The sequence below is a fragment of the bacterium genome, from assembly GCA_030685015.1.
In the GTDB taxonomy this organism is placed as follows: Bacteria; CAIWAD01; CAIWAD01; order CAIWAD01; family CAIWAD01; genus CAIWAD01.
Window position 1 is genome coordinate 1 of record JAUXWS010000043.1, and the last position, 23,876, is coordinate 23,876.

At 72.3% G+C, this 23,876-nt stretch carries 23 protein-coding genes and 1 tRNA gene; 21 read left to right on the forward strand and 3 right to left on the reverse strand.

Annotation, left to right across the window (positions count from 1 at the left end):
* From Q8O14_05225 to Q8O14_05275, 11 genes are all read left to right on the forward strand, one after another.
* A partial coding sequence (locus Q8O14_05225) for a NusG domain II-containing protein (GenBank protein ID MDP2360138.1) occupies positions 1-315 on the forward strand: 315 nt, incomplete at its 5' end.
* A 1-nt stretch (position 316) separates the two neighbouring features.
* Complete coding sequence (locus Q8O14_05230; GenBank protein ID MDP2360139.1) at positions 317-1,312, forward strand: FAD:protein FMN transferase; 996 nt, start codon at positions 317-319, stop codon at positions 1,310-1,312.
* Positions 1,312-2,136: an RnfABCDGE type electron transport complex subunit B gene (locus tag Q8O14_05235; GenBank protein ID MDP2360140.1), complete on the forward strand. Its 825-nt coding sequence runs from the start codon at positions 1,312-1,314 to the stop codon at positions 2,134-2,136. Before Q8O14_05230 ends, Q8O14_05235 begins: the two co-directional genes overlap by 1 nt.
* Positions 2,137-2,161: 25 nt before the next feature.
* Positions 2,162-2,662, forward strand: a complete 501-nt coding sequence (locus Q8O14_05240) for a SoxR reducing system RseC family protein (GenBank protein ID MDP2360141.1) — start codon at positions 2,162-2,164, stop codon at positions 2,660-2,662.
* A gap of 48 nt (positions 2,663-2,710) precedes the next feature.
* On the forward strand, positions 2,711-3,073 hold the full coding sequence (locus Q8O14_05245; protein MDP2360142.1) for a histidine triad nucleotide-binding protein: 363 nt from the start codon (positions 2,711-2,713) through the stop codon (positions 3,071-3,073).
* A gap of 179 nt (positions 3,074-3,252) precedes the next feature.
* On the forward strand, positions 3,253-3,735 hold the full coding sequence (gene greA / locus Q8O14_05250; protein ID MDP2360143.1) for a transcription elongation factor GreA: 483 nt from the start codon (positions 3,253-3,255) through the stop codon (positions 3,733-3,735).
* Between the two features lie 16 nt (positions 3,736-3,751).
* Positions 3,752-5,110 carry a 3-phosphoshikimate 1-carboxyvinyltransferase gene (gene aroA, locus Q8O14_05255; protein ID MDP2360144.1) on the forward strand — a complete coding sequence of 453 codons (1,359 nt, stop codon included), beginning with the start codon at positions 3,752-3,754 and terminating at the stop codon, positions 5,108-5,110.
* Positions 5,111-5,147: 37 nt separating this feature from the next.
* The gene (locus tag Q8O14_05260) at positions 5,148-6,041 is read left to right on the forward strand and encodes a shikimate dehydrogenase (GenBank protein ID MDP2360145.1); all 894 of its coding nucleotides are present in this window, start codon (positions 5,148-5,150) and stop codon (positions 6,039-6,041) included.
* A complete protein-coding gene (gene aroC / locus Q8O14_05265; protein ID MDP2360146.1) occupies positions 6,038-7,234 on the forward strand; it encodes a chorismate synthase in 1,197 nt (398 codons plus the stop codon). Before Q8O14_05260 ends, aroC begins: the two co-directional genes overlap by 4 nt.
* Positions 7,231-7,764, forward strand: coding sequence for a shikimate kinase (locus Q8O14_05270; GenBank protein MDP2360147.1), 534 nt, complete (start codon positions 7,231-7,233; stop codon positions 7,762-7,764). Before aroC ends, Q8O14_05270 begins: the two co-directional genes overlap by 4 nt.
* Positions 7,761-8,687 (forward strand): aminotransferase class IV, encoded by a 927-nt coding sequence (locus Q8O14_05275; GenBank protein ID MDP2360148.1) that lies wholly within the window; start codon positions 7,761-7,763, stop codon positions 8,685-8,687. The genes Q8O14_05270 and Q8O14_05275 overlap by 4 nt, the downstream gene beginning before the upstream one ends.
* Positions 8,688-8,765: 78 nt before the next feature.
* On the opposite strand, the gene Q8O14_05280 is transcribed toward Q8O14_05275, so the two are convergent.
* From Q8O14_05280 to Q8O14_05290, 3 genes are all read right to left on the reverse strand, one after another.
* The gene (locus tag Q8O14_05280; protein ID MDP2360149.1) at positions 8,766-8,975 is read right to left on the reverse strand and encodes a hypothetical protein; all 210 of its coding nucleotides are present in this window, start codon (positions 8,973-8,975) and stop codon (positions 8,766-8,768) included.
* 64 nt (positions 8,976-9,039) lie between these two features.
* Complete coding sequence (gene glgB, locus Q8O14_05285; GenBank protein MDP2360150.1) at positions 9,040-11,205, reverse strand: 1,4-alpha-glucan branching protein GlgB; 2,166 nt, start codon at positions 11,203-11,205, stop codon at positions 9,040-9,042.
* A 68-nt stretch (positions 11,206-11,273) separates the two neighbouring features.
* Positions 11,274-11,346: transfer RNA gene (locus tag Q8O14_05290), tRNA-Ala, on the reverse strand.
* Between the two features lie 140 nt (positions 11,347-11,486).
* Between Q8O14_05290 and Q8O14_05295 the strand changes: the two genes are divergently transcribed.
* From Q8O14_05295 to Q8O14_05340, 10 genes are read left to right on the forward strand one after another with little or no spacing between them, the layout of a single operon-like run.
* Complete coding sequence (locus Q8O14_05295) at positions 11,487-12,398, forward strand: hypothetical protein (protein ID MDP2360151.1); 912 nt, start codon at positions 11,487-11,489, stop codon at positions 12,396-12,398.
* Positions 12,398-15,781, forward strand: coding sequence for a hypothetical protein (locus tag Q8O14_05300; GenBank protein ID MDP2360152.1), 3,384 nt, complete (start codon positions 12,398-12,400; stop codon positions 15,779-15,781). The genes Q8O14_05295 and Q8O14_05300 overlap by 1 nt, the downstream gene beginning before the upstream one ends.
* Positions 15,781-17,526: a hypothetical protein gene (locus tag Q8O14_05305; protein MDP2360153.1), complete on the forward strand. Its 1,746-nt coding sequence runs from the start codon at positions 15,781-15,783 to the stop codon at positions 17,524-17,526. The genes Q8O14_05300 and Q8O14_05305 overlap by 1 nt, the downstream gene beginning before the upstream one ends.
* Positions 17,527-17,554: 28 nt before the next feature.
* Positions 17,555-18,415 carry a UbiA family prenyltransferase gene (locus Q8O14_05310; GenBank protein ID MDP2360154.1) on the forward strand — a complete coding sequence of 287 codons (861 nt, stop codon included), beginning with the start codon at positions 17,555-17,557 and terminating at the stop codon, positions 18,413-18,415.
* A 5-nt stretch (positions 18,416-18,420) separates the two neighbouring features.
* Positions 18,421-19,056 carry a Maf family protein gene (locus Q8O14_05315; protein MDP2360155.1) on the forward strand — a complete coding sequence of 212 codons (636 nt, stop codon included), beginning with the start codon at positions 18,421-18,423 and terminating at the stop codon, positions 19,054-19,056.
* A 12-nt stretch (positions 19,057-19,068) separates the two neighbouring features.
* Positions 19,069-19,902, forward strand: coding sequence for a helix-turn-helix transcriptional regulator (locus tag Q8O14_05320; protein MDP2360156.1), 834 nt, complete (start codon positions 19,069-19,071; stop codon positions 19,900-19,902).
* Positions 19,899-21,278 (forward strand): response regulator, encoded by a 1,380-nt coding sequence (locus Q8O14_05325; protein MDP2360157.1) that lies wholly within the window; start codon positions 19,899-19,901, stop codon positions 21,276-21,278. The genes Q8O14_05320 and Q8O14_05325 overlap by 4 nt, the downstream gene beginning before the upstream one ends.
* A gap of 8 nt (positions 21,279-21,286) precedes the next feature.
* Entirely contained in the window at positions 21,287-22,678 is a 1,392-nt protein-coding gene (locus Q8O14_05330) for an ATP-binding protein (GenBank protein ID MDP2360158.1), read from the forward strand.
* Positions 22,678-23,103, forward strand: coding sequence for a CoA-binding protein (locus Q8O14_05335; GenBank protein ID MDP2360159.1), 426 nt, complete (start codon positions 22,678-22,680; stop codon positions 23,101-23,103). Before Q8O14_05330 ends, Q8O14_05335 begins: the two co-directional genes overlap by 1 nt.
* Positions 23,104-23,110: 7 nt before the next feature.
* Positions 23,111-23,875, forward strand: a complete 765-nt coding sequence (locus Q8O14_05340; GenBank protein ID MDP2360160.1) for an RsmE family RNA methyltransferase — start codon at positions 23,111-23,113, stop codon at positions 23,873-23,875.
* The last annotated feature ends 1 nt before the right edge of the window (position 23,876 follow it).

The window sequence follows — 23,876 nt, forward strand, 5'->3', positions numbered from 1 at the left end:
GCCCTGCGCCGGCGCTGGGCGGGGCGGCCGGCCACCCAGTGGGTCGACCTGCGCCAGGAGGGAAGCCAGGCGCGCCGCGCCCTCATCCTGGGACCGCAGGGCCATGTGGCCAGCCTGGACCTGGGGCGGAACGGCGAGCACGTCTTCCATGGGCGCGACGGCCGACGGGTGGCGTTGTCCGTGCAGGACGGCGGATTGGCCGTGGTGGAAGCCGCCTGCCGGCACCGGCACTGTTTGAGGCAGGGTCGCGTCAGCCTGGCGGGGGAGCGTCTGGTGTGCGCCCCGGCCGGTCTGCTGGTGGAGCTGGAGGCCTGAGATGCTGCGCCGCACCAGCGAGCCCTTCCGGCGCCAGGCCGGGGCATGGCGCCGCTGGCGGCGCGATCTCCTGCTTGCCCTGCTGGCGGCGGGGATCGGCCTGCTGATCGGTCGCTGCCTGGGAGCGCGCAGCCCGGAGCCGGTCTCGCGCACCCGGCCGCTGATGGGGACCCTGGTGGAGATCCGCCTGCCCGGGCCGCTGGATATGGCCGGGGAGGCCGCGCTGGAGCGGGCCTTCGCCGAAATGGCCCGCCTGGAACGGATCTACAATCCCCGGCAGGTGGAGGAAGGGCCGGCCGACACCGCCGAATCGCTGGAGGTGGCGCAGCTGGTCGAGTTGGGCCGCCGCATCGGCCAGGCCAGCGGCGGGGCGCTGGATCTTCGCCTCCGCGACCTGATCGACCTGTGGGGCTGGGAGTCCGAGCCGCGCCGCCCCACCGAGCGGGAGCTGGATTCCTTGCTGGCCACGCGCACGGTGCGAGACGCCGGAGGCGATCTGGCCGACTATGCCTTTGGCGCCCTGGCCAAGGGCCTGGCCGTGGACCGCGCCCTGGCCGTCCTGCGCGAGGGCGGCGTGACACGGGCCCTGGTCAACGCCGGCGGGGAAGTGGGCGTCCTGGGCCGGGGCTGGACAGTGGGCGTCCAGCATCCGCGCGACGAGGGCGCCCTGCTCGCCAGCTTCACGCTGGACGAGGGGCGGGCGGTGGCCACCTCGGGGGACTACGAGAACTGCTTCTTTGAAGATGGACGCCGCTGGCATCACCTGCTGGATCCGGCCACCGGCCGGCCGGCCGACGGGTGCCGTAGCGTCTCCGTGCTGGCCCCCACCTGCGCCGAGGCCGACGCCTGGGCCACCGCCCTGTTCGTGGCGGGGCCGTCGGCGGCGATGGCATTGGCGGCGGCCCGGCCGGAGCTTGAGGTGCTGGTGGTGGATGCCGACGGCAAGGCCTTGTCCAGCTCCGGCTGGCCGGGTACCGTGGCGGGGAGGATACAGTGATGGACCAGGCGGTGCTGCCGGCCCTGCTGGCGATGGGGGGGCTGGGAGCCGTGTTCGCCGGGGCGCTGGCCCTGGCCGATCGCAAGTTGCGCGTGGAAGAGGATCCGCGCATCGCCCTGGTGGCGGCCGAGCTGCCCGGCGCCAACTGCGGCGCCTGCGGACTGGCCGGCTGCCAGGACTTCGCCGTCAAGGTGGTGGCGGGGGAGAAGGCCGTGACCGGCTGTCCGGTGGGAGGGGCGGAGGTGGCGGCCGAGATCGCCCGCGTCCTGGGCGTCGAGGCGGGGGAGAGCGCGCGCCTGGTGGCCCGCGTCCTCTGCCGTGGCGGGGAGGGCAAGGCCGCCGTCAAGGCCGACTACCGTGGACCCTCCTCCTGTGCGGCACAGGCCCTGGTGGCGGGCGGCGAGAAGGCCTGCCTCCACGGCTGCCTGGGCGGCGCCGATTGCGTGGTGGCCTGCCAGTTCGACGCCCTGGTGATGAACGAGGAGGGCCTGCCCGAGGTGATCGACGCCCTCTGCACCGGTTGCGGCGTCTGCGCCCGGGCCTGCCCGCGGGACGTGATCGAGCTGCACCCGGAGGACCGCGAGCTCTTCGTCTTCTGCCGATCCAAGGACGATCCCCGCACGGCCAAGAAAGTCTGCGCGGTGGCCTGCCTGGGCTGCGGCATCTGCGCCCGCAAATCGGACGGCGCCATCACGGTGCGGGAGAACCTGGCCGTCATCGACCATGAGCGGGTGGATCCCGCCCTCATCCCGCTGGACAAGTGCCGCACGGGCGCCCTCGGTCTCTTGCACGGCGCGCCGAAGCCGCCCGTCGACGCGTCCTGAGCGGCGCAGCCACCTGGAGAAGCCCATGGCCTGGATGCCAGCCAAGGACAGGTCCGCCGACCGGGAGCTTCAGGTCGAGGAGGGCGTGGTGCGGGAGATCCAGCCGGGACCCCCCCTGCTGGCCCTGGTCCAGCTGGCGGCCGGTCCCGCCTGCGAGGAATGCGGCGCCCGCCTCTTCTGCCGGCCCGCGGATGCCGGGCGACGCTCCCTGCTCGCCGAAGCGGAAGGTGTGGAGCTTCAGGTGGGGCAGCGCGTCCGTGTGGCCGTGACCGGGGGCCGTCTGCTCTCCGCCTCCCTCTGGAGCTATGGCTACCCCCTGGCGGGACTTTGCCTGGGCACGGGCCTGGGCTGGCATCTGTCGGCCGGCCTGCCCGGCCGCGAGGCTCTCTCCTTCCTGGCCGGCCTGCTGCTGGCCGCCCTGCCTCTCTACATCCTGCATGTCCGCAGCCGGCGCCGCCCCGGCCAAACGTGGCTGCAGGCCCGGGTCTTGCCCACCCTGCCCACCGGGAGCGACCGGCGGACTTGATCGAACCGATCGCGGGCGGCAAGTTGTCCCGGTCAAGCGGAGACGGCCATGAATTACGACGAAAGCAACATCTTCGCCCGCATCCTGCGCGGAGAAATCCCCTGCCGCAAGGTCTACGAGGACGAGTACGCCCTTGCCTTCCACGACCTGCATCCGCAGGCCCCCGTCCACGTGCTGGTCATTCCCAAGGGGCCTTACCGCAGTCTGGATGATTTCAGCCGCCTGGCTCCGCCCGAGCTGCAGGCCGGCTTCCTGCGGGCGGTGGGAGCCACGGCGCGCGAATTGGGACTGCCGCCGCGGGGCTACCGCATCCTGGCCAATCACGGGGCGGATGCCGGGCAGGAGGTGCCGCATTTCCACGTGCACATCTTCGGTGGGCGCCCCCTGGGTCGCATGGTGACTCCCGGCTGAAGCCGACCGGCCCTTTCAGGGGGGCCGGGCAAGGGTTGGCCGAAGGGAGGCCAATTCCTATGTTGGGGCCCGTCGACAGGTCCGCGGACCGCCGGGGCGGCGGCAAAGGGAGTCGCCGTGGGGACATGACACGCCAGTGGCGCCGCCGGCGCCACTTTTTAATGGATCAAGGAGCGCCGGTGAGCCAGGTCATCACACGCAAATCCTATCAGCGGCTCCAGGATGAGCTGCGGGCCATGCGCGAGGTGGAGCAGCCGGCCATCCGAGATCGGATCGCCTCGGCCCGCGACCTGGGCGACTTGTCGGAGAACGCCGAGTACCACGCCGCCCGCGAGGAACTCAGCATGCTCATGTACAAGGTCGCCAAGTTGGAGGAGCGCCTCGCCGCCTGCCGCATCGTGGACGAGGACGACGTGGACACCTCCAGCGTGCGCGCCTTCACGGAAGTGACCTTGATGGATCTGGGCCTGGAGCGCGAGGTGGTCTTCAAGCTGGTGGAGCCCGAGGAGATGGACTTCGCCAGCGGGCGCATCTCGGTGGGCAGTCCCGTCGCCAAGGGACTGCTGGGCAAGAAAGTGGGCGAGGTGGCGGAGATCCAGGTGCCGGCCGGCACCAAGCGATTCAAGGTCTTGCGGATCGAAAAGTACTCCGGGGACCGCTGATCCCCTGAAAGGACTCATGCGCATCCAACCCGCCCGCCGCATTTCCGGCACGTTGCGCCTGCCGGGTGACAAATCCCTCAGCCACCGGCATCTTCTGCGCGCCGCTCTTGTCGAGGGGCGCAGCGGACTGATCGGGCTGCCCGACGGCCAGGACGTGGGAGCCAGCCTGGATGCGGTGCAGGCCCTGGGCGTCCGTGTCGAGCGCACGGGCGACCACATCCTCCTGGACAGCCCCGGCCGCGGTGGCTGGCGGGCTCCCGGCGTGATCGATTGCGGCAACAGCGGCACGACGGCCCGTCTCCTGATGGGTCTGCTGGCCGGCTCTCCCTTCCCGGTGGAGCTGCGCGGCGACGAGTCGCTCAGCCGCCGTCCCATGGAACGGGTGGCGCGCCCCCTGCGGCTGATGGGGGCGGAGATCGAGCTGCAGCGCGACGGCTTGCCCCTGCGCCTGCGCGGCGGTTCCCTGCGCGGCCTGAGCTATGAGCTGCCCGTGCCGTCGGCCCAGCTCAAGAGCGCCGTCGTCCTGGCCGCCCTCCAGGCCGAGGGTGAAAGCCGCATCCGCGAGCCGCTGCCCAGCCGCGACCACACGGAGCGGTTGCTGGGGCTCACCTCGGAGATGGTCGCCTGCACCAGCAACGGCCGGACGAGCGCCGTGCGGGAGTGGATCGTGTCGTCCCGCGACATGCCCCGCCAGCCCTGGAGCGAGGTCCGGCTGCCCGCCGACCCATCCACCGCGGCTTTTTTCGTGGCGGCCATGCTGCTGATGGAGGAAGGCGAACTGCTCATCCCCGACCTCCTGGTCAACCCCTTTCGCCGCCAGTACCTGGACGAGCTGATGGAGTGGGGGGCGGCCATCGACCTGGAGGAGATCCCCGGCGAGGGCTTCTGCGGCCCCGCCTTCTGCGGTGCGCAAGGTTGCCATCCCGGTGAGCAATGCCCCATCGCCGAGCCGGTGGCCCACCTGCGGGTCAGGGCTGGGTTGCCCCTCAGCGCCCGGCGGGTGGGTGGACCCCTCATCCCCCGCCTGCTGGACGAGATTCCCGTGCTGGCCGCCGTGGCCATGGCCACCGACGAACCCTTCGTGGTGGAGGATGCCGGTGAACTCCGCCACAAGGAGAGCGACCGCATCAGCGGCGTCTGCCGCATGCTGGCGGCTTTCGGCGGCCAGGTGGAGGAGCGGGCCGACGGTTTCATCCTGCAACCCCCGGAGCGCATCCGGGCCGGCCGCTTCGATGCCCGGGGCGACCACCGCATGGCCATGGCCGCCGCCGTGCTGGCCCTGGCGGCGGATGACGAGAGCGTGATCGAGGGGGGCGAAGCGGTGAACTCCAGCTTTCCCGCCTTCCTGGAGACCCTGCGCCGCCTGGTGGGCTGAGCACCCTTCCACCGATGCGGCCGCGGAGGAGATGGCCATGCCCGATTACTTTCCCCGTCCCGTCGTCCCCAGTCCCCAGGCCAGGCTGCGCGTGGGCCTGCTGGGCCGCGGGATCGCCGGCAGCCTCTCGCCCCGCATCCATCGCCGCGCCGCCGAGCTGGCCGGCATCGACCTGGAGTTCGACCTGCTGGACCTGTCCCGCCGCGAGGAGCTGGGAGCCGCCCTCGCCCGCGCGCACGAGGCCGGCTGGCAGGGCCTCTCCGTCACCATGCCCTGGAAGACGGCCCTTGAACCCCACCTGCTGGGGATGAGCCCGGAGGCCATCTCCATCGGCGGCGTCAACCTGCTGCTGCGGGCCGAGCAGGGCTGGATCGGCGAGAACAGCGACAGCGAGGGCTTCCTGCGACCCCTGGCCCGCCGTCGGCTGGCCTTCAGCCACGCCCTGGTGGTGGGGGGCGGCGGCGCGGCGCGGGCCGTGCTGCACGTCCTCGCCTCCATGCCCTTCGTCGAGGCGGTGACCGTGCGCAGCCGCCGGCGCGACTCCGCCCGCGCCCTGGTCGAGGAGTTCTCCACGGCCCGGGCCCGCTGGACGGCCCTGGGCTGGGCGGACCCCCTCCCCGCGCCGGCCGATCTCATCGTCAATGCCACGCCGCTGGGGACGGAGGGTCCCCTCGCGGCGGAGCTGCCCTGTCCGCCGGAGTGGATCCAGCCAGGCGCCGCCTGCTTCGATCTGGTCTACCGGCCTCGCCGGACGGCCTTTCTCGCGGCCGCCCGGGACCGTGGCGCTCGGACGGTGGAGGGGCTGGAGATGCTGGTGGCTCAGGCCCGGCGCGCCTTTGAGGCGTGGAGCGGCCTCCCCTTCGCCGAGGAGGATCTGCGGCGCGAGCTGGAGCTGGTCGCGCCCGGCGGACCGGCGGAGTCCACCCCATGAGATGGCTTTCCGCCGGGGAGTCCCATGGCCCCGCCATGGGCATCGTGCTGGAGGGACTGCCGGCGGGCCTCCCCCTCAGCGCGGACCGCATCGATCGGGAACTGGCGCGGCGCCAGCAGGGCCATGGCCGCGGCGGGCGCATGGGCATCGAGCAGGATCGGGTGGAGATCCTGGCCGGGCTGCGCCACGGCCTCACCCTGGGCAGCCCCCTGCTTCTGGTCGTGCCCAACCTGGACCACGCCAACTGGGCCGAGGCCATGGCCCCGGCCCCGCCTGGCGATGGCGCCGCCGCCGGGGCGCCCGTGCGCGTGCCACGGCCGGGCCACGCCGACCTGCCCGGCGCCCTCAAATACGGGCATCGGGATCTGCGCAACGTCCTGGAGCGGGCCAGCGCCCGCGAGACGGTCAACCGCGTATTGGCCGGGGCGGTGGCCGTGCAGCTGCTGGAGCCGCTCGGCGTGCAGACCGGCGCCTTCGTGACGGCGCTGGGCGGCCTGGAAGCGGCGCCGGGCAGCCGTCCCTCTCTCGAGACGCCCGCGGGCGAGTTGGCCGCCCGCGCCGACGCCAGTCCGGTGGCCTGCCTGGATCCGGAAGCCGAGGCCCGCATGGTGGCGGCCATCGACGCGGCGCGCGAGGCGGGGGACACCCTGGGCGGCGTGGTGGAATGCCGCGCCACCGGCCTGCCCGCCGGTCTCGGCAGCCATGTCCACTGGGACCGCCGGCTGGATGGACGCCTGGCCGCCGCCCTGCTCAGCCTGCCCGCCGTCAAGGGGCTGGAGATCGGCGAGGCCTTTGCCGCCGCCGCCCAGGGCGGTCGGGCGGCTCTCGATCCCATCCTGCCCATGCCCGGGGGACGGGTGGGTCGGGGCGGCAATCGCCAGGGCGGCCTGGAGGGCGGCATGACGACGGGCGAGACCCTCTGGCTGCGCCTGGCCATGAAACCGCTCTCGACCCTGCGCCGCCCCTTGCCCAGTGTGCAGCTGGACAGCCTGGCGCCCCACTCCGCACACCGTGAGCGGAGCGACGTCTGCGCCCTGCCCGCCCTGGCCGTCATCGCCGGACACGTGCTGGCCTGGGAGGCGGCCCGCGCCCTGCTGGAGGTCTTCGGCGCCGACAGCTGGGAGGAGACGCGTCGCCGCCTCCAGGAGGGCGAGCGGCGCTGGGCCTCCATCACGGGGCCGGAGCCGGCATGATCATCCTGGTGGGCTTCATGGCCTGCGGCAAGACGATGCTGGGCTCCCTGCTCGCCCTCTGCCTGGGGCGCCCCTTCAAGGATCTGGACCGCGAGGTGGAGCGGGTGGCGGGCTGCCCGGTGGGAGAGATCTTCCGCCGCGAGGGCGAAGCAGGCTTCCGCCGACGAGAGGAGGAGGCCTTCCGTCGACTGGCGGGCGCCGTCCGGGGTGTGCTGGCCGTGGGCGGCGGCCTGCCCTGCCGGCCGGGCCTGGCGCGGCGGCTGCGCGAGGCCGGGCTTTGCCTCTACCTGGACACCGACCTCGACCTGATCATCCAGCGCTTGGCGGGACCGGCGGCCGCCTCCCGCCCCCTCCTGGCGGATCTGCCGGCGGATGAGCGGGCCGGCCGCGTGCGGGCGCTGCACGCCGAGCGCGACCCCCACTACCGGCGCGCCGGCCGGGCCGTGCCCCTGCCCGCCGACGAGAGCGCCGAGCAGCATTTGGACCGTCTCCTGGCGGCGGTGGCCGGGGGCGGAAAGGAACCGGCATGAACCCGCGCTACTGCATCCTGGACTACCGCATCCGCCACCAGGACGAGGTGATGGTCAGCGCCCTCAGCCCGGCCCTGCTCTACGGCGACAGCCTCTTCGAGACCCTGCCCGTCGTGGAAACGGTCCCTGTCTTCCTGGAGGAGCATCTGGCGCGGCTCAACTTCAGCGCGGCCGCGCTGGGCTATGCCACCCGGTTGAAAGAGGGGCGGGTGCGGGTGGCGGTGGACCACCTGCTCACGGGCAACCTGCTGGAACAGGGCCGCCTGCGCATTACCCTCTTCCGTGGCAGGCCCTTGGCCCCCGCCAGCGGCGACCCGGCGGTAGATCCCGAACTGGCCCCCCTCCTGCGCGGCGCCGAGGTCACCGAACACGTGCTCATGCAGGTGGCCGGCCTGGATGACCGCGCCCCCTGCGCTGCCGGCCTGGCACGGGTCAACAACCGCCACCTGGATCCCCTTGCCCGCCACAAGACAGGCAACCGGCTCTTCTACCGGCTCTTCCGCCACTGGGACGCGACGGGTCCGGGCGAGGGGCGCTCCTGGCTCTTCCCCTGCCAGTCCGACGAGCGGGAGGTGCTGGTGGTGGACGAGCTGGATCGCCTGCTCGAGGGCACCGTCAGCAACATCTTCCTGGTGGTGGACGGCTGCGCGCTGACGCCGCCCCGGGAGGTGGGCATCCTGCCGGGCATCGTGCGCGGCCGGGTGCTGGACGACGAGCGCCTGCCCGCGGAGGTGCGCATCCTCAAGCTGGGCGATCTGGAGCGCGCCAGCGAAGCCTTTCTGACCAACTCGGTGGTGGGGATCCGGCCCTTGACGCGGGTGGGCGGGCGAAGCTTCGACGAGGCGCCCGGTCCCCTCACCCGCCGCGCCATGGCCTCCCTCGAGAACCAGATCCTGCGGAGCATCGCCCCGCTCCTGCCTTGAGCCGGTCGGAGCGGAGAGCGGTGGAAGCCGGCACCGGGCGGGCGCCAGCTTCGGAAGCATGGCTTGAGCGGGGGTGTCTCAGCCCTGGCGCAAGCCGATGCGGGCCTTGACGCGGGGTCGGACCACCTCGGGCGGCATCAGGTGAAGGGCGCTGCGGGCGGCGCGGTCGCACAGATAGCCGATCACGGCCAGCAGCTCGTCGCGCTCCATGTCCTCCAGGCGCAGGTTCCATAAGGTTGAATTGCGAATACGGTCGCGGTACTGAACAAATTCCGCCGGGATTCTCATGGTGCCCCTCCAGCCTGGTTGACAGGCGGTAGATCGGCATCCCGACCGGTCAACTTCAGCGCGCTCAGGCCGGATCATCCTGTTTGAGCACCAGCAGGCCCAGCGGCGGCAGCGTCAGCACGAGGCTGTGGTCGCGGCCATCCCAACCCTGGGCTTCGCTGTGGGAGCCGCCCGCGTTGCCCAGGTTGGAGCCGCCGTAGCAGGCGGCGTCCGTGTTGAGGATCTCCCGCCAGTAGCCCGGGACCGGCAGGCCCACCCGGTAGCCCAGGCGCGGCACGGGGGTGGCGTTGGCCACGACGAGCAGCTCCCCGCCGGCGCGGCTGCGGCGCAGGAAGCTGAAGACGCTGTGCTCGGCGTCGTGGACGTTGATCCACTCGAAGCCCTCCGGCACGAAATCCAGCTCGGAGAGCGCCGGTTCCCCCCGGAGCAGGGCATTGAGCTGCCGCACCAGCAGTTGCAGGCCGGCGTGCTCGGGCAGTGCCAGGGCGGCCCAGTCCAGCTGGGCGCCCTCGTCCCACTCCGCCGTCTGGCCCCATTCGCCGCCCATGAAGAGGAGCTTGCGCCCGGGATGGCACCACATCCAGGCCAGCAGCAGGCGCAGGTTGGCGCGCTGCTGCCAGGGATCCCCCGGCATGCGGGAGAGCAGGCTTTTCTTGCCGTGCACCACCTCGTCGTGGCTGAGCACGAGGATGAAGTTCTCGTGCCAGGCGTACATGAGGGAAAAGCTCATCAGGTCGTGGTGCCAGCGGCGATGCACGGGATCCAGCTCGAAGTAGCGCAGGGTGTCGTTCATCCACCCCATGTTCCACTTCAGGTTGAAGCCCAACCCGCCCAGATGGACGGGGCGGCTCACCATCGGCCAGCTCGTGCTCTCCTCGGCCACGGAGAGCAGGCCCGGGTAGCGTCCGAAGAGCAGGATGTTCAGCTCGCGCAGGAAGTCGATCGCCTCCAGGTTCTCGCGGCCGCCGTGGATGTTGGGCACCCACCCGCCCTCGCCTCGGCTGTAGTCCAGGTAGAGCATGGAGGCGACGGCATCGATGCGCAGGCCGTCGGCGTGGAACTCCTCGATCCAATAGAGGGCGTTGGCCAGGAGGAAGTTGCGCACCTCGCGGCGGCCGAAATTGAAGACAAGGGTGCCCCAGTCCGGGTGCTCGCCCTGGCGGGGATCCTCGTGCTCGTAGAGGGCCGTGCCGTCCAGACGGGCGAGGCCGTGTCCATCCTTGGGGAAGTGGGCGGGCACCCAGTCCAGGATGACGCCCAGGCCGGCCTGGTGCAGGCGGTCGACGAAGGCGCGGAAGGCGTCGGGCGAGCCGAAGCGGGCGGTGGGGGCGTAGTAGCCCAGCACCTGGTAGCCCCACGAGGCGTCCAGGGGGTGCTCCATCACGGGCAGGAGCTCGACGTGGGTGAAGCCCTGCTCGAGCAGGTAGGGGATCAACTGGTCGGCCAGCTGCCCCCAGTCATGGAAGGTCCGGCCGTCCCAGGGCCTGCGCCAGCTGCCCGGATGCAGCTCGTAGATGCTGAGCGGGCGGTCCAGCTGCGGACGCTGCCGCCGTTCCTCCATCCAGGCGGCGTCGCCCCAGGCGTAGGGCGGGTCCGCCGGCACGAGCGAGGCGGTGCCGGGACGCAGTTCCGCCTCGCGGCCGAGGGGATCGGCCTTGAGCGCGATCCGTCCGTCCGCCCCGTGGATCTCGTACTTGTAGCGCCCCCCCGGCTCCAGGCCGGGAACGAACAGCTCCCAAACCCCGCTGGCGCCGCGGTTGCGGCAGGGATGACGGCGGCCATCCCAGCGATTGAAGTCGCCCACCACCGAGACGCGCCGGGCGCCCGGCGCCCACAGGGCGAAATGGACGCCCTCGCAGCCGTCGACCAGCCGCCGACGGCTGCCCAGCACTTTCCACAACTCCTGGTGCCGGCCCTCGTGGATGAGATGCAGGTCAAGCTCGCCCAGGAGGGGCGGGTGCACCCAGGGGCAGCCCTCTTCCCAGTAATCTCCGCTCAGATGGGTCAGCCGCAAGCGGCAGGCGGCGGCGGGCAGACGCTCATCCAGCAGGATCTCGAAGAGGCCGGGACGCGTCTCCTGCAGGGGGCGGGACACCGGCCCCTCCAGGTGGACGGCGGCGCAGTCGGGCGCCCAGGTCCGCAGGCGCCAGCGCCCCGCTTCAGGATGGAAGCCGAGCAGGTCGAAGGGGTCATGATGCAGGCCTTGCGCCAATCGGGTGTAAGCGTCCACGGATCACCTCCGCGTCTGTGGCGACCAGTCAAGAAAAAGGCCCAGGTCGCCCCGGGCCGGTGGGGAGATGGAGCAGATGGGATTCGAACCCACGACCCCCACATTGCGAACGTGATGCTCTACCAACTGAGCTACTGCCCCATTACACAAGCCGCCCCGTGCCGGGGCGACCGCGGCGTCGTCCACAGGCGACGCGGACAAAACTTAGCCCTTCCCCCGCCAATGTGCAAACCAGTCGCCCGGCGGCCTCCGGGAGCGGCTCCCGCGTGGTACATTCGACCATGCTCCGGTGCGCGAAGACGATCCTGATCCTGCTTGCCCTGGCCCTGGTGACGACATCCTGGCGCGCCACGGCGCAGGAACTGCCCGAGTGCCACGCCCTCGAGGCTCATGGCCCGGACGGCGCCGTGCTGGCCCTGTCGCCCAGCCGGGGCGAGGTCCTCCTCCTGCGTCCAGTCGCGGAAGCGCCGACCCGCTTCACCTGGACCACCGTGGTGGGCGCCGGGGCCGGACCCGGGGGCGTGGACCGGCCCAGCGAGGCCGACGCCCGCCTGGGCCTGCAGGTGCTCATCCTCGACACCGGCCGCCGCGCCGTCAGCCAGTACACGCGGGAGCTCTCCTTCCTGGGCCGCGAGGACCTGCCGGCCGGACTGGACCTGGCCCGTCCCGACCTGCTCGCCGTCAGCGCCGGCCGCACTTTGGTGGCGGCGGACAGCCGCGCGGGCCGGATCGCGGTCAAGCGGCCCGGCGAACGCTGGTCCCTCCTGCTGGACTATTCCCGCAGCGGGGCGCTACGCCTGCGCTCGCTGGAGACGGTGGGCGAGCGCATCTACCTGCTCGACCAGAGCGGCGACCCGCCCCGCCTGCTCATGGGAGGAACCGAGGGCGGCTGGCTGCTGTCGCGCGAGGAGCCGGGCCTGCTCGCGCTCCATCGCGGCGGCCCGCGGGAGCTGCTCCTGTTGCGCAGCGTGGCGGACAGCCTGGTGCTCGAGTCCTGGCCCGAGGCGGCCTTCCTCGATCGCCTCCCCGCCCAGGGCGGGCCACTGCTGGCGGCCTTCGTCGCCCCGCCCGACCTGGCGGCGCATCCGCCGCGGGACTTCGTCTGGCTCCCGTGGGAGCAGGACCCTGGCCTGCTCCTGGCCCGCTCGGGGGCACCCGCCCTCTGGCTGACCCCGCTGGACGGCCCGCCCTGATGCCGCGAGCCTCTCTCCTGGCCCTGTTCCTGGCCATGCTTCTGACCCTCCCGGCGGCGATCCGGGCGGGAGGAGGCCATCCGCGCGACCGTCTCTGGCAAGGTCCGGCCGAGGCGGAGATGCAGCTGCCCGACGCGCCGGTGGAGCCGGGCTCGCTCACCTGTGCCGTGGAGGGGGAGCTGCTGCGTGAAGGGATCGACTATCGCCTGGACGCGGTGGCCGGGCGCGTGCTGGTGCTCCATCCGCGCTGGTTGGGGCGCCCCTGCCGCATCGATTACCGCGTGCTGCGCCTGGCCCTGCCCGCCAACCTTGCTCTCCAACGGCGGGAAGATCTGCCCTGGGTCGTGCCGGGGCGGGCGGGGGACTCCCTCGCCGCCCCGCCCGGACTGGCCGGCCTGCCCGGGCGGGAGGAGGAGTTCGGCTCCCGCCTGCGCACCTCAGGCTCCTTCCTGCGCGGCATCCGGGTGGGAACGGGCGGCCAGGTGGGCATGGAATCGGGCCTGCGCCTGCAGGTGGACGGCCAGATCGGTCCCGACGTGGAGGTCGAGGCCTTCCTCTCGGACCGCAACACGCCCATCCAGCCCGAGGGCCGCAGCGAGAGCCTCGAAGAGGTGGACCGCATCCACGTGGCCGTGCGCAGCCCGCACTGGAGCGCCATGCTGGGTGACATCGACCTCCACCTGCGCAGCGGCGACTACCTGGACTACCGGCGCACGGTGGACGGCTTGCGGGCGGGCTACGACAACCGCGGCGCCGGGGGGGGGAGCCCGGTCCTCGTCCAAGCCCACCTGGCCGGTTCGCGGGGCCGCTTCCACCGGATGGAATTCGCCGGACAGGAGGGAGTGCAGGGCCCCTGGCAGTTGCGCTCCGATCAGGGCAGCGGCCTGATCCTGGTGCTGGCCGGCAGCGAGCGCGTCTGGCTGGACGGCATCGCGCTGAGCCGCGGCGAGGAGCGGGACTACACGATGGATTACGGACTGGGCCAGCTTCACTTCACCGTGCGGCGCCCCATCACCTCCCACAGCCGCATCCAGGTGGAGTACCAGTACTCCGAGCGCCTTTACGCCCGCACCCTTTATGGGGTCGAGGCCCGCACGCCATTGGGGCAGGGCGTGGAGATGAGCCTGGGGCTGGCCGGGGAGCGGGATGACGCCGACCGTCCCCTTGACGCCTTCCTCGACGCCCAGGACCGGCGGCTGCTGGCCGAGGCGGGCGATGGCCTGGGCGGCGCGGCGGCGGCCTGGGGCAGCGGCGTGCGGCGGGTGGTGGCGGGCCAGGGCTCGTGGCGCCTGGTGGATTCGCTGGCCGGCCGCTGGGGTTGGTACGAGTGGGCGGAGCTGCCCCCCGGCGGCGGCGCCGACGAGTACCGCTACGAGCTGCGTTTCAGCGAGCTGGGGCGCGACGAGCAGGGCCTTTGGCTGGGGGACTACTCGCGCCAGTACAGCTCCAGCGGCCGGGTCTGGTACCGCTTCGAGGGCGAGGCGGGCGGCGCCTGGGCGCCCGTCATCCCGCTGGCGGCGCCCACCGCCGCCGAAGTCCTGGACACGCGCCTCACCTGGCGCCGGGGCGGTTTCGAGCTGGAGGGGGAGGCCGCCCTCTCCCGCCAGGACCTCAACCTGCTCTCCGGCCGGGACGACGAGGACAACCAGGGCGCCGCCCTGCGGGGTCGCCTGCGCTGGCGTTCCCAGCCCTGGCCGGCCGCCCGGCCGCTGGGCCGCGGCGAGGTGGAGGTGGCGGGCATCCGCGAGCAGGCGGATTTCCGGCCGCTGCAGAACGTGGATGAGATCGAGTTCGAGCGCCTCTATGGATTGGCCCGGGGCGGCGGCCTGGAGCGCGCCGACCTGGCCTGGGGGCTGCGGGGCGGCGACACCCTGCTCTGGCGCCAGCGGGCCTCCCTGCTGCGCCGCGCCGAGGAGGAGAGCCGGCTGTGGGAGGGCGTTTGGCGCTGGCTGCCCCGCCGCGGCCCCACCAGCGAGGGCGAGGCCCGCCAGCGGAGACTGGAGGCTCCGGCCAGCCGTTCCCGCCTGGACGGCCTCAGGCTGGAACAGGGCTACGGCTGGGAGCGGCACCGTCTGCTCGGCGGCTGGGAAGGAGAGCGCCGCGAACGGATGGGAAGCGGGGCGGCGGGCGAGGCTTTCCGCCAGGGCTTGATCCGCTTCGAGCGCCGCCTGGGCGTCGCGGGCGAGGCCTCGCTGGAGCGGCAAAGGCGCCTGGGCGAGCGGCGGGACGACGAGGGCTGGGCCGCCCACAGCCGGGCCGACCAGTGGCGCAGCCGTCTGCGCTGGGCGGGCGACTTGCAGGGGGAGGTGGACTGGACCCACCGTCGCTTGGACTATGCCGGGGCGGATTCCGTCGACGCCGTGCGGGACCTGGCCCTGCTCGACCTCCGCCGGCGGGGCAACCACTCGGCCTGGTCCCTGCGCTACCAGGTGGAGCAGAACCTGGCGGCGGAGCGCCTGACCCAGTACCTGCAAGTGGACAGCCTGCAGGGCGACTACAGCCGCGATCCCTTCAACCCGGACCTCTTCGTGCCCGATCCGGACGGCGACTACATCGCCCTTCCCTGGGAGACCGGACGACAGCGCCGCGCCGCCCGCCTCCTCCTGGAGGGCGACTGGCGCTGGGAGCGGGGCGTCTGGTCCGGCGACCATCGCCTGCTGGCGGAGGAGACCAGCCGTCTGGCCGATCCCACCCGACTCTATCTCCTGCAGCCGGCCGCCTTCCAGGGAGACTCCACCCAGAGCGGGCGCATCCACTCGCGGCAGGATCTGGAGCTGGCGCCGGGCGGGGCCGGTGGCCAGCGGCGTTGGCGGCTGCGCTGGCAGGAGGAGCGCAGCCTGGAGCAGCCCAGCATCGCCGCCGCGCGTCGCGCCTGGACGCGGCGGCTGGCCTTGCGCGCCCAGGACCGCCTGGGCAGCGGGCGCGCCTCCCTTGAAGTGGAAACGCGCCGTCAGGAGGTACTCATGCCGGGACAAGCGCAGGAGCGCCGGGAGATCCGCGCCCTGCGCCTGGAGGGGGAGTTCTCCCGCGAAGTGGCGCCGGGCTGGCTGGGCCGGGCAACGGCGGAACTTGAGGCGGCCCGCGACGCGCCCAGCGATCTGGCCGGGCGCCGCCTGCGCCTGGAGCCGGCCCTGGACGGCCGCCTGGGCCTGAAAGGCAGCCTGGGGGCGCGCCTCTCCTGGCAGCAGGCCTGGGCTGATCAACGGATCATCCCCTACGAGCTGCTGGGCGGCGCCCGGGTGGGCCGCACCTGGCGGGCCGGCCTCGATGGACGCTTCCAGATCGGCCGCCAGACCCGCCTCACCCTCTCCTGGCAACTGGACGCCCTGCCCGAGCGGCGCGCCCAGCAGACGGGGCGGCTCCAGATCCAGAGCTTCTTCTGATGCGCCGCCGGCTGATCATGGTGGCCTTCCTGCTGGCCCTTCTCCTGCCGCATGTCCTGCCTGCCGCCGCCGACAGTCTGCTCGCAGTGTCTCCCACCCTGGAGTTGCGGGGACACCGCGAGTGGAGCACCCAGCGCCTGCGCCGCCTGCTTGGGGCCGGCCAGACCCTGGATCCGCGCCGCTGGCAGGAGCGCCTGGACAGTCTCGCCCTTGTCTACGCCGAGGCGGGCCGGCCCTTCCTGGACTGGACCCTGCAGGTGGACAGCACGGCCACGCCCCCGCGCCTGCTCGTCCTCGAATTGGACGAGGGACCGCGCCTGGTGATGGGCCGGCTCTGGCTGGATCCGCCGCGGCCCGAGCTGCCCGATCCCGCCCTCGACCTGCCGCCCGGCGCCGTCCTGCGCGACGGTCGCCTGGAAGAGGGCCTGCGCGCCTGGCTGCAACGCCTGGCGGCCCGCGGCCGGCCCCTCGCCCAGTTGCAGATCCGCGAGATCACCCTGGCGCCGGGTCCGGGCGCCGAGGCATCCGAGCTGTCCCTGGACCTGCGCGCCGCCCTGGCCGACGCCGACACGATCCGCCCGGGCCGGCTGGTCGTGCTGGATGCGGGGCTGACCCGCCAGCTTACCTTCGAACGCCTGGCGCGCCTGAAAGCCGGCGCGCCCTATGACCCGGCCCGCGTGGCCGACGCCCGGCGGCGCCTGCTCGCCACCGGCTGGTTCAGCACCCTGGAAGGACCCGCCCTCTGCCGCACGCCCGACGGCCTGGCCTGGCTGTTGCGGGCCGAGGAGCTGCCCTCCTACCGCTTCGACGGCCTGCTGGCCTGGCTGCCGGGCCGCAGCGGCGAGGCGGGCCGCCTGGGCTACCACTTCAGCCTGGACCTGGCCAACCTGATGGGAACGGGCCGCGCCATGGAAATCCTCGCCAGCCGACCCGAAGGCTGGTCGCAGCAGGTGCGGGTGGCCTACCGCGAACCCTTCGTCCTGGGCTGGCCGGTGGACGCCGCCTTCTCCCTGGGCCAGCGCGTGCAGGACTCCACCTGGGTGGAGCAGGAGCTGGGCCTCGCCCTGGGCTGGGAACCGCGGCCGGGTTGGCGTCTGTCCGGAGCCCTGCTGCGCCGGGACCTGGCGCCGGACAGCCTCAACGGCTATCATGGGGCGGGCATCGACGCCAGCCGGGCGCTGGAGTGGCGCCTGGGCGGCGGCATCGACCGGCGGGACGATCCGCGCAACCCGCGCCTGGGCTGGCGGGCCGCGGCCGAGGAGGCGCTGGTGCAGCGTCGCACCGAATCCTTGCGAGGCCTGCCCCCGCGCGGCGCCGACCTGGACCTGCATCGCCAACGGTTCGAGGGGGCCGTCTGGCTGCCCGCCGGGCGGCGCCAGGTGGCCCACGTCGCGGTGGGGGCCGGGCGCTTCCGCGGAAGCGACGTGCCGGGCCGGGAGGACCAGTTCCTCCTGGGCGGCCTGGCCGGTCCCCGCGGCACGCGGGACGAGGGGATCCGGGCCCGGGAGTGGGTCCTGCTCCAATTGGAGTGGCGCCTGCTGCTGGGTCCCGCCGCCCGGGCCGCCCTCTTCTGGGACGGCCTGTTGTGGCGGGACGACGCCCTGACCCGGCACGAGACGCAGGGCCGCGGCGCGGCGCTGGTCCTGCCCATCCGGCAGGGCCAGCTCGAGCTGCAGTACGCCCTGCCTCCCGGCTCCGCCTGGCGGGAAGGCCTCCTGCATGTGCGCCTGATCAACCGATTCTGATCAGTCCAAATCCACGGAAGGAGCAGGCATGATTCCTGCCCTGTTGGAGGCCTGCCGGCCGCTCAACGTGCTCATGGCGGTCCTGGCCGTCCTGGTGGGGGCGCTGCTGGCCCAGGCCGACGCCCTGGCTCATGGGGCGGCCTGGCTGGCGGCGGGGGGCACGGCCCTGGCCCTGGCCGCCGGCAACCTGTGGAACGATTTGGCCGACCTGGCGGAGGATCGCATCAACCGCCCCGGACGGCCGCTTCCCTCCGGCCGTCTGTCCATGGGGGCGGCCCGCCGCGCCGCCGCGGGGGCCTCCCTGGGCGCCCTGGCCCTGGCCCTGGCCATCGCCTGGGAGGCCCTGCTGCTGGTGGCCGCCTGCCTGGCCCTGCTTGGCTGGTATGCCCGCCAGGGCAAGCAGGCCGGCCTGGCCGGCAACATGGCCGTCGCCTCCCTGGCCGCGGCCAGTGTCGGCTTCGGCGCGTTGTCGCAGGTCTGGGCGGGCCTGGGCGCCAGGCCGGAGGCGGCCCTCGTGCCGGCCCTGCTGGCTGGATTGCTGCACCTGGCGCGGGAGTTGGCCAAGGATGCCGAGGACGTGGCGGGCGACCGCCAGGCGGGCCGACGCACCTGGGTGCTGGCCGCCGGACCGGTGGCGCTCCAGCGGCTGCTGGCCCAGGTGGCGGTCCTGGCCCTGCTTCCGCCCTTGCTGGCCCTGCTTCTGGGGCCGCCCGACCCTGTGCTGCGGGCAGCGCATTTGATCGCCCTGGCCGTGGCGCCGCTCCTCCTGCGGCAGGTGCTGCGCGGCGGCCTGGCCAAGCGGGACCGGGCGGCCCGGCTGTCGGCCTTCTGCAAACAGCTGCTGGTGGCGGGCCTGTTGGTCTACGCCGTGGCGGCTATTCTGAGGTGAATCCCATGTTCTGGCTGTGTCCCCCGGCCGAGCTGCCGCCCCTTGTCCTGGCTTCGGCCTCGCCGCGCCGGCGCGAGTTGCTGACCCGCGTGGGGCTGCAATTCACCGTGGACAGCGCCGACATGGACGAGCGTCCGCTGGCCGGCGAAGCCCCCGCCCGCCAGGTGGAGCGCCTGGCCTGGGCAAAGGCGCGCCAGGTGGCCCTTCGCCACCGGCAGGGCCTGATCCTGGGCGCCGACACGGTGGTCGTGCTGGACGACCTGGTGCTGGGCAAGCCCCGCGACGCCGCGGAGGCCGTCGACATGTTGCAGCAGCTCTCCGGCCGCTGGCACGAGGTCTACACGGGCTGGGCCATTCTGACGGCGGGGGAAGGCGGTGAACGGACAGGGCATGTCCGCACCCGCGTCCTCTTCCACGAGCTGGGTCGCGAGCAGATCCTGGCCTATGTGGCGGGGGGCGAACCGCTGGACAAGGCGGGCGCCTACGGCATCCAGGAGGGAGGCGCCTTGCTGGTGGCCGCCCTGGACGGAGACTACTTCAGTGTGATGGGCCTGCCCCTGGCCACGGTCTGCCGCGAACTGGTGGCCGCCGCCCGCGACCTGAGGCCGACGCCGGCCGGTCCCAAATGGCAGCCTCTTTGATACCTTTGCCGCATGGCAGAGGAGAGTTCGGCCCGGCGGGCCTTCACCCAGGAATTGCTCAAGGCCCGCGAATACCAGCTGGTGGCGCTGGATCAGGTGGCAGGGGAGACCCACATCGCGCTGATCTATCTGGAGGCCCTGGAGTCCGGTGAGTGGGAGCGCATTCCCGGACCCTATCTGCGCGGCTACCTGACGGCCTATGCCGAGTGCATCGGCATGGTGCGGGAGAAAGTGCTCAAGCGCTTCGATGAGCTGGGCTACCTGCCGCCCCCGCCCGCCCAGCGTTCCGCCGCCGATGAGGCGCCCATCCCCACGCCCATTCGCATTCCTCTCCCGGCGGCGCGACGCCCACCGGAGGAGCTGGACTCGCCCCGGCCGGCTGCATCGGGCCGCCCGGCGGCCGTGCCCTCCTTCTGGTCCGCCATGCCCATGCGGCACAAGGTCGCCCTCGGGTCGCTCCTCCTGCTGTTGGCCGCCGCCCTGGTCTGGGGCGCCAGCTTGCTTGTGTTCAGATTGACGCCCGCCGACGCGCCGGACATCCTGCCCGCCGTCACCGCACCGCTGGAGGAGGAGGGACCCGCCACCTCCTTCCTGGTCAGCCTCGAGACCGTCCGCCCCGCCCGGCTGCGCGTCCTCGCCTCGGCCGGTCCCGTCTTTCACGGCCTCTGTCCGGCCGACTCTCTCATTCAGTTCCACAGCGCCACCGAGGTCATCGTGGAGGTTGACGCCCTGGAGCACCTGCGCCTCTGGCGCGACGGACGGCCCCTGGATCTAAGCGACCAGCCCGGTCCCGCCGAATTGCGCCTCAGCGCCGCCTCGGTCAAGATCGTGCGGAGGTCGCCATGAGTGGAACGGAGACGACGGCGGGCCAGTCCGCCGCCTGGCAGGAAGGCGAGTTCTTCCGGGACCGGCTGATCCTGGTGGTGGACGACGAGCCCTTCAATGTGGATCTCCTGCGTTTCGAGCTGGAGGACCGGGGCTTCCAGGTTGTCACGGCGGAGGACGGGGTGGAGGCACTGGATCTGCTGAAGGACGGCGCCCGCCCGGATCTGGCCTTGCTGGATGTGATGATGCCCCGCCTGGACGGCTTCGGCCTGACGCGGGAGATCCGCCACCTCGAGGGCCTGGAGCAGTTGCCGATCATCCTCCTCACCGCCAAGAGCGAGCTGGAGGACAAGGCCGAGGGCTTCGCCGCCCGCGCCGACGATTATGTGCTGAAGCCCTTTCACATTGACGATGTGGTGGCCCGCGTGGAGGTCCAGCTGCGCATTGCCGGCTATCTCAAGCGCCGCCGGGTCCAGGCCGAGGCCCTGAGCCGCATCGCCATGGTGGGGGCCGCCGCCCATGAGCTGGCCCAGCCCCTGGCCGGAGCCAGCGGCTATCTGCAACTGCTGCAGGCGGGCCTGGAACGGCAGACGCTTGATCCTGCCGCCTACGCCGAACGGCTGGGCCGCATCCACAGCTGCCTGGTCAAGACCCGCGACATCGCCACGCGCCTGGAGCAACTGGAGCGCGTCGCCCTCGAGGATTATCCCTGCGGGGCCCAGATCATCAGCCTGCAAGAGTCGGCCCGGCCTGAGACGGCGCGCGACCCTGACGATCCACGACTGGTCCTGCTGGCCGCGGAGGCGGGGGTGGGACGCGATGCCGCCCTCGAGCGCGACCTGGTGCTCCACGGCGCCGAGCTGGTGCGCGAGGAGACGGTGGCGGAGCACGCGGCGGAGGTCGACCTCGTCCTCCTCAGCTGCCTGGACCGCCTGGATCATGTCAAGCCTGTCCTGGAGCGCCTGGCGACTCTGTGGGATACGCCCCACCTGCTCAGTCCGCCCGTGCTCGCCCTCCTGCCCGGCCAGTCCATCGGCCGGGCAACACCCGGGGTCGAGCTGCTGCGCAGCAGCGTGGACGATGTCCTGCAGCGGCCCTTCCGCCTGGAGGAGCTGTTAATCCGCATTCGTAGCCGCGTGCGTCTGCAGCGCTTGCGCCTGGGCGACCTCCGCCTGCAGAGCCTGGGCGCGGCCCAGGACATCCGCCGCCGGGCGCTTGATGGTTTCGTGGAGAAGGTTGATCACTGTCTGGCCTCCCTGGCACGCCTGGAGGCGCGTCCGGATGGTCTGGCGGACCTGCTGGCCGAGTACGCTTGCCAGCTGGACGGTCTGACCGGCACAGTCCGTCGTCTGCAGGCGCGCAACATTCCGGGCTTCCCCGAACCGGCCCAAGGGTGAGGCGCTTCATGAACTGGCGCTTCTGGCGTCCTTCCCCCTCATCCGCGCCCCCGCCCGCCCCACCGGCCAACCAGGCGCCCTGCCTGCCCTGGGAGTTCCCGCCGGACTTGGATGCCGTCGCCCTGTTGCGCAGCATCCTGGCCTGGTGCGCGGGACGACCGGGTTGCCGGGGAGCCTGGCTAATCTGTCCAACGGATCCGGAATGGGCCGCCCGTGACCGCTTCGAGGATGCCGACCCCCTGCCCGAGACACTCATCCAAGCGCTGACCACGTGGGTCCACGCCCAGCCGGGCGGCGTCTGCCACCGCCTTTCCACCCATCAGACGGAAGGGGCGCCCGCGGGGCTGGCCGAACAATGCCGGCGCCGCGAGATCGGGGAGCTGCTGGTGTTGCCGGTGCCGCACTGGGCGCCGCTGCCCGCCTGGCTGCTGGTGGGCCAGGGCCAAGCGGGTGACCCGGAGCGGGAGCCGGCCACGGTCGCCCACGAGCTGGCCTGGCTGCTCTGGATCAACCGCCTGCGCCGCGAGCTGGGAGTGGAGCGCGGCCGGGTGGAAGAGGCGCAGGCTCACCAGATGGTCAAGGGCTTCGAGCTGGAGCGGATCCGTCAGCAGGCCGAGCGGGAGGTGGAGCTGGCCCGCCGCCACGTGTCCGAGGCGGAACGGGCCAAGAACGAGTTCCTGTCCTCCGTCAGCCACGAGCTGCGCACCCCCCTCAACGCCATCCAGGGCTACACGCGCATGGTGCTGCGCGAATCGAATCTCTCCGACCGCCAGCGTCTCAGCCTGGAGCGCGTCATAACCAGCTCGCAGAACCAGCTGAGGCTGATCAACAACATCCTTGACTACTCGAGGCTTGAGGCAGGACGCATGCGCCTGGAGCTGGAGGAGCTTGATCTCTTGCAGCTCCTGCGCGACGTGGTGCTCCAGGTGGAGCCGCTGGCCCAGGAGCGGGGATTGACCGTCGTTCTGGAGCTGCCCGCGGGACAGGTGGAGTCGACCTTTGTGAGCGATAGGGCCAAGGTGGAGCAGGTGCTCATCAATCTCCTTGGCAACGCCATCAAGTTCACGCCCAAAGGGGAGGTCCGCTTGCGGGCAGGGGCGGAGGCGGGCCTCATCCGCCTGGATGTGATGGACACGGGGATCGGCATCGCCCGCGATGAGCAGGAGCAGGTCTTCGAGCGCTTCCGCCGCAGCCGGCAGACCGACGGGGTGATGAAGGCCTCGGGCACGGGCCTGGGCCTGGCCATCAGCCGGCGGCTGGCCCAGCTGCTGGGCGGCGACATCGTCCTGCAAAGCGAGGCGGGGCGGGGTTCCACCTTCACCCTGACCCTGCCCCACTTTCTCGACCTGGAGACGGCCACCATGGGCTTGGGTGGCGACGAAGGGGAGGAGGGACGCTGATGTCGGGTTTCAGCAATCCAGCGCTGGCGGAGATCCGCACTTTGCTCCAGTCGATCCACAGCATTGCCGTGGTGGGCCTGAGCGACAATCCGGCCCGGCCCAGCCACCGGGTGGCGGCCTACCTGCAGGCGGCCGGCTACCAGATCCTGCCCATCAACCCGATGATCCGCGAAGCGCTGGGACAACCGGCCTGGCCGGACCTGGCGGCCCTGCCCGGACCAGTGGACTGCGTCTGCATCTTCCGGCGCGGGGAGGAGGCGCCCGCCATCATCGAGGCGGCCATCGGCAAGGTCACCCGCCTGGTGTGGATGCAGGACCAGGTGGTCAGCCTGCCGGCGGCCCTGCGCGCCCGGGAGGCGGGGCTGGCCGTGGTCATGAACGATTGCATGCTGCGCCGCCACCAAAGCCTCATCGGGCTGACCTGAGCCCCCCATGAACCTGCTGCTCTATCGCGGATCCGAGGTGGAGGAGGGTCGCCTCCGCCTGGGTCCGGGGGACCGGCGCCTGCTCCATGTCGCCACTGTGCTGGGGCTCAAGGCCGGTGATCGGCTGCGCGTGGGTCGGGTGGAGGGCGCCATGCGCTGGGCCCGCCTCTGCGCGGATCCTCATCCCCTCAGCCCGCTTCTGCTTGACCTGGAGGAGGAACTGCTTCCAGCCCCGTCCGCCCGGGAGCCGCGCACCGTGATCCTGGCCCTGCCCCGGCCTCCCGTCCTGCGGCGCTTGCTCGAACTGGCGCCGCAGCTGGGCCTGGGCCGCCTTGTGCTCATCCGCAGCGCCCGGGTGGAGAAATCCTATTTCCAAAGTCCCCTGCTGCATCGGGGCGACTGGCGGCGCCATCTGGAACTGGGCATGGAGCAGGCACTCTGCACCCGGGCGCCCGAAGTCTACGTCTTTGATCGCTTCCGGCCCTTTGTGGAGGACGAGCTGGAGCGCCTGCTGCCCGCCTCGAGCTTGCGCTTGCTGCCCCATCCCGGCCCCTGGCCCAGCCTGGTCGAGCTGCCTCGGCCGCGCCGCGGCCAGCCCTGGTGCCTGGCGGTGGGTCCCGAGGGCGGCTGGGTGGAGAGCGAGCTGCGCGCCCTTGGGGAGCGGGGTTTTCTGCCCCTCAGCCTGGGAAAGCGCATCTTGCGGGTGGAGGCCGCCGTGGAACGGCTGGCGGCCCAACTGGATCTGCTGGAGGAACTGGGAGAGAAGGAGTAGG

Coding starts and splice junctions, on each gene's coding strand:
- aroA (MDP2360144.1), top strand. CDS start 3,752: ATGCGCATCCAACCCGCCCGCCGCATTTCCGGCACGTTGCGCCTGCCG.
- Q8O14_05320 (MDP2360156.1), top strand. CDS start 19,069: ATGGCAGAGGAGAGTTCGGCCCGGCGGGCCTTCACCCAGGAATTGCTC.
- Q8O14_05325 (MDP2360157.1), top strand. CDS start 19,899: ATGAGTGGAACGGAGACGACGGCGGGCCAGTCCGCCGCCTGGCAGGAA.
- Q8O14_05315 (MDP2360155.1), top strand. CDS start 18,421: ATGTTCTGGCTGTGTCCCCCGGCCGAGCTGCCGCCCCTTGTCCTGGCT.
- Q8O14_05270 (MDP2360147.1), top strand. CDS start 7,231: ATGATCATCCTGGTGGGCTTCATGGCCTGCGGCAAGACGATGCTGGGC.
- Q8O14_05335 (MDP2360159.1), top strand. CDS start 22,678: ATGTCGGGTTTCAGCAATCCAGCGCTGGCGGAGATCCGCACTTTGCTC.
- Q8O14_05340 (MDP2360160.1), top strand. CDS start 23,111: ATGAACCTGCTGCTCTATCGCGGATCCGAGGTGGAGGAGGGTCGCCTC.
- aroC (MDP2360146.1), top strand. CDS start 6,038: ATGAGATGGCTTTCCGCCGGGGAGTCCCATGGCCCCGCCATGGGCATC.
- Q8O14_05305 (MDP2360153.1), top strand. CDS start 15,781: ATGCGCCGCCGGCTGATCATGGTGGCCTTCCTGCTGGCCCTTCTCCTG.
- Q8O14_05300 (MDP2360152.1), top strand. CDS start 12,398: ATGCCGCGAGCCTCTCTCCTGGCCCTGTTCCTGGCCATGCTTCTGACC.
- Q8O14_05235 (MDP2360140.1), top strand. CDS start 1,312: ATGGACCAGGCGGTGCTGCCGGCCCTGCTGGCGATGGGGGGGCTGGGA.
- Q8O14_05240 (MDP2360141.1), top strand. CDS start 2,162: ATGGCCTGGATGCCAGCCAAGGACAGGTCCGCCGACCGGGAGCTTCAG.
- Q8O14_05295 (MDP2360151.1), top strand. CDS start 11,487: ATGCTCCGGTGCGCGAAGACGATCCTGATCCTGCTTGCCCTGGCCCTG.
- Q8O14_05245 (MDP2360142.1), top strand. CDS start 2,711: ATGAATTACGACGAAAGCAACATCTTCGCCCGCATCCTGCGCGGAGAA.
- Q8O14_05310 (MDP2360154.1), top strand. CDS start 17,555: ATGATTCCTGCCCTGTTGGAGGCCTGCCGGCCGCTCAACGTGCTCATG.
- Q8O14_05275 (MDP2360148.1), top strand. CDS start 7,761: ATGAACCCGCGCTACTGCATCCTGGACTACCGCATCCGCCACCAGGAC.
- Q8O14_05230 (MDP2360139.1), top strand. CDS start 317: ATGCTGCGCCGCACCAGCGAGCCCTTCCGGCGCCAGGCCGGGGCATGG.
- Q8O14_05280 (MDP2360149.1), bottom strand. CDS start 8,975: ATGAGAATCCCGGCGGAATTTGTTCAGTACCGCGACCGTATTCGCAAT.
- Q8O14_05330 (MDP2360158.1), top strand. CDS start 21,287: ATGAACTGGCGCTTCTGGCGTCCTTCCCCCTCATCCGCGCCCCCGCCC.
- Q8O14_05260 (MDP2360145.1), top strand. CDS start 5,148: ATGCCCGATTACTTTCCCCGTCCCGTCGTCCCCAGTCCCCAGGCCAGG.